Origin of the sequence: Pedobacter sp., from assembly GCF_035566355.1 — a bacterium.
Classification (GTDB): domain Bacteria; phylum Bacteroidota; class Bacteroidia; order Sphingobacteriales; family Sphingobacteriaceae; genus Pedobacter.
The window spans coordinates 1-4,176 of record NZ_DATMRL010000495.1; the positions used below are offsets into that span (position 1 = coordinate 1).

At 38.7% G+C, this 4,176-nt stretch carries 5 protein-coding genes; all 5 read left to right on the forward strand.

Going from position 1 to position 4,176, the window contains the following annotated elements; translation table 11 throughout:
- Positions 1-748: hypothetical protein (locus tag VNZ46_RS19325; protein ID WP_325561690.1), on the forward strand; the 748-nt coding region annotated here is incomplete at its 5' end.
- A gap of 22 nt (positions 749-770) precedes the next feature.
- Positions 771-1,445 (forward strand): hypothetical protein, encoded by a 675-nt coding sequence (locus tag VNZ46_RS19330; protein WP_325561692.1) that lies wholly within the window; start codon positions 771-773, stop codon positions 1,443-1,445.
- Positions 1,446-1,452: 7 nt separating this feature from the next.
- Positions 1,453-1,899, forward strand: a complete 447-nt coding sequence (locus tag VNZ46_RS19335) for a MauE/DoxX family redox-associated membrane protein (protein ID WP_325561694.1) — start codon at positions 1,453-1,455, stop codon at positions 1,897-1,899.
- Between the two features lie 369 nt (positions 1,900-2,268).
- The gene (locus VNZ46_RS19340; protein WP_325561696.1) at positions 2,269-3,303 is read left to right on the forward strand and encodes a hypothetical protein; all 1,035 of its coding nucleotides are present in this window, start codon (positions 2,269-2,271) and stop codon (positions 3,301-3,303) included.
- A 12-nt stretch (positions 3,304-3,315) separates the two neighbouring features.
- A complete protein-coding gene (locus VNZ46_RS19345) occupies positions 3,316-4,176 on the forward strand; it encodes an alpha/beta hydrolase (protein WP_325561697.1) in 861 nt (286 codons plus the stop codon).

Genomic DNA, 4,176 nt, shown 5'->3' on the forward strand with positions numbered 1-4,176 from the left:
TTCCCAGGCAAAAGAAGCGAAAGAAAAGGGAGATGTCAAGTTAGCTGACTCTTTGGCGCAGGATTATATTAACAACTATCTTTTTAAATTAAAGGAGGTTGAACTAATGACCAAGGATAATTTAAGCTTTATTAGAGAATACATTAAAATTGATAATAAGGGCTTTAAACTATTTAGGACACAATCTGAGAAAGTCAATGCGTTGTTGGGAAATTATGCTGCTCAATATGGAGTAAGAGTGGCTATATATAAGGCATTTATGCCAAAAGGTGATATCAATGAGAGAAAGAATTTTGACTGGAAATCTTTAGAAAAAAGCATCACAGAAAAATATGGGGCAGTGGGACAGGAAGAAGTATATGGTAATGCTATGTTCGCATATTTGGAAGCGGAAGATTGGGTGAATTTTGGGAAATACTATGTGCTTTATTTTGAAAAAGCATTAAAACACCCAGCATATCATGTTAATAACCTTTCATGGCCATTGTTTGAGCATTTAGAGGATCAAAATGTATTAACGTTTGCTTGTGGTGTGATGAAGTATGCAATAGAAGAGCTGACGTATAAGGATCATCAGGCCTTGGATACTTATGCTAATCTATTATATAAAACGGGAAAAAAAGATGAAGCCATAAAATGGGAGGAGAAGGCTGTGAAACTATCCAATAATGATAAAAGCATAGTGGAAACGCTGGAGAAGATGAGAAATAATCTTCGCACCTGGCCCGATACTGCCGCTAAGCAATAACCTATAACCAAATCATGCAATTATGAAAATGATATTTTTATCCATCATGATGCTTTTATCAGTGTTGATTTTAGCATCATGCAAAAAACAAGACATTAAATTGACTCCGTTAGCCAGTTTACTGGTCACAAACGCTGTTAGCGGTGGAGGGAATCTTGTATTAGGCACAAATGCCGTTCCGGTGTACAACAATAATTTTCAGACTTATGGAATGCTCACTGGAAGTCGGGAAGTGAAACTTTTGGATACCGCTGTTGGTATTAACAAAGTTTATTATAACCAAACTAAAGATTTTGTAAACGGCGGAATGTATTCCCTGTTTTTAGGTGGCACTCCTGCTGCGGTAGAATCCGTGTTTATTAAAGAAGAAAACATCCCTTCTCATACAGCAGATGTATTTGGCGCAAGGGTGATTAATCTGGTTACCGGTGGTGCGCCTATTAGCGTGAATGTGCAGGGAAGTCCTAATGGGTCTTTTGTTAACAGCCTTGCTCATAAAGCTATTTCAACTTTCAAGGATATCTCCTCACTAGCTGCTGAAGGGGATAAGGTTTTTGAATTCAGGAATGCGGCTACTGGAGACTTGATTACCTCATTTACGGTGCCGGGCTATGACTTGCCAAGATTTAGGAACATCACACTTGTATTTGCAGGTTCCGTAGATAATGAATCCATTATTCGTACCAATAACTATTGAGGTTGACATGAAAAATATCAATTTAAAGACAAGAACTATCGTAGTAGATGTGATTTCGGCTCTTTTTATCCTGCTATTTGTTTATGCTGCTTTAACTAAAGTGACGGATTATCATAAGTTCAGAATTGAACTGGGTAAATCTCCCTTGCTAACCAGTTATGCTAGGATAATTGCTGTTGCAATACCTGGAATTGAGCTATTGATTTCTCTGCTTATAGCCGTTAAACGATTTCAATATTACGCCATGTACTTTGCATTTAGTTTAATGGCTCTTTTTTCGGCCTATATCGTAGCCATTTTAAAGTTCAGCCCTTATGTCCCATGTTCTTGTGGCGGCATTTTGCAAAACATGAACTGGAACCAGCATTTGATCTTCAATATAGGCTTTCTGTTGCTGGGTGTTATAACTATTTTATTATATCCTAAAAAGACTAAAAAACTTACTCTAAAATAAGAAGGCAGGTTTGCATCCTTGAAATTGCAGACAATTAACTTAACAACTAAAAGAATGAAATTTAGGAATTTATTAATGACAGCCGCTTTTTTGCTGGCTGTTACTTCAACCTTTGCTATAAAAGCTAGGTGGACAATCGGCGATTATCTCTCCTATAAGCTTGGGGGTACTTGTTATGTTGGGCGTGGTTCAAATCCAGCAGATTGCGATCCATCGTATACAGGTGCACAATGTACATACGTTGGCCAACCTGCTTATGTTTATGACGTTGTTGGATTTCCCCCTCCGACGTGTACAATTCCTCTTAGACAACATTAATCTTTTCAATTTGCCTGGGTTATTTATGACCCAGGCTATAACACCTTTTTTATGATGTTTAAGAGAATAATATCACTAGTTGTATGCCTTTTAGGAAGTGTTTTGGTGATCATTTTATTGTGTTTTTTTTCTAATGGCTTTAGGCACAATAAAAACAACTTTATCCGTTTATTGCCTCCTGCTAAAGTGACGCCAGGGAATATTTTAGATTTTAAGACTGGAGGTTGGAATTTTGCAGGATATAGCAGTGATTCTATTTATATAGGGAATTTGTACACTCCTGATAAGCTGGTTAAAGTTGACTCTGACTTAAGAGATACACTGGCCGTGAAGCTGGTTATTCCTGATCGCACCAAATTAACCAAAGGCTATTTTAATTTGGTTGTTGACAATTCGGTTTACACACTGGATGGAAATCAGCCATTACTGCTTGCTGGAACTCATAGGGACAGAATTCTTAAACATGCTTCTACGCCACCTTATTTTACCCAGGCCATTCATATAGGTGGTAATTCCTTTGTTTTAAGAGTTGTTCAGGCTGGTCAAAACAAGCTGGTCACTTATAGGACAGATTCCGCAGGATTCAGAATGCCTGCAAATCTGTTAGAAAAACAGGTGGATGGGATTTTTTGTACAGATGGAAACCTGGTTAAGATCCCCAATTCTAATAAGATCATCTATGTGTATTATTACCGGAATCAGTTCATCTGCGCAGATGACAACCTGAACTTATTGTATAAAGGAAAAACTATTGATACAGTTTCCCATGCCCATATTAAAGTAGATTATATCAAATCGTTAAATGAAACGACCATTTCTTCGCCACCACTATACGTAAATAAGCAAAGTGCTGCGAATGAAAAATATTTGTTTGTCCATTCAGCATTAATAGCTGACAATGAAGTCGCAGAATCATTAGAGAAGGTTTCAGTGATTGATGTCTATGCCGTGAAAGATGGGAAGTACCAGTTTAGCTTTTACCTGCCAGATTTTAGAGGAAATAAGATTAGGGATTTTAGGGTTTATGGTCAATCACTATATGCACTCTATGATCACTATCTATACAAATACCAATTGAACTTTTAGAACGAATCACTCATGAAAATATTAATATCAATGCTCTTTTTGATGGTAGGGTATACCGCGGTAGCACAAAAGGTGCTGCCGCTTTACCCGGATACTATTCCAGGAAGTACCATCAAACTCTCCAAAGAAGAAGAGCCAACCTTGACCCTATATCTACCCATTAAAGAAAAAGCCACTGGAACAGCTGTCCTCGTCATCCCAGGCGGAGCTTATGGTTTCCTTGCCTTTGAAGAGGAAGGCATTGCTATAGGAAAAGCCTTTGCAGAAAAAGGAATTGCAGCATTTGTACTGAAATACCGGTTGCCGAAAAGAGAAACCATGCGGGACAAAAGCTTTGGACCACTCTTAGATGCGCAGCAAGCAATGAAGGTGATCCGCTCTAATGCGGTAATCTGGAACCTCAATCCTACTAAAGTTGGTGTGATTGGTTATAGTGCAGGAGGACATTTGGCAAGTACTTTAGGAACGCACTTCTCCAAAAGCTATATCCCCAATAAAGAAAACCTCAGCCTTCGGCCTGACTTTATGATCCTGGTTTATCCTGTGATCAGTATGAACGATCAGCTCACCCATATGGGTTCTAAGATTAATTTATTGGGTATGGAGCCTTCGAAAGAAAAAGTGGATTTGTTCTCCAATGAACTGCAGGTGACCAAGGAAACGCCTCCGACGTATCTGACGCACTGTGGAGATGATCAGGTTGTGGATGTGAACAACAGCATCGTGTTTTATCAGGCATTACAGAAGAATGGGGTTGATGCGGAATTGCATTTGTTTCCGAAAGGGAATCATGGGTTTACGCAAAGGTTGCCTGTGAGCGAGTGGCTGGGTCCGATGCTGGGGTTTTTGAAAAGGGAAGGGTTTTATAAATAG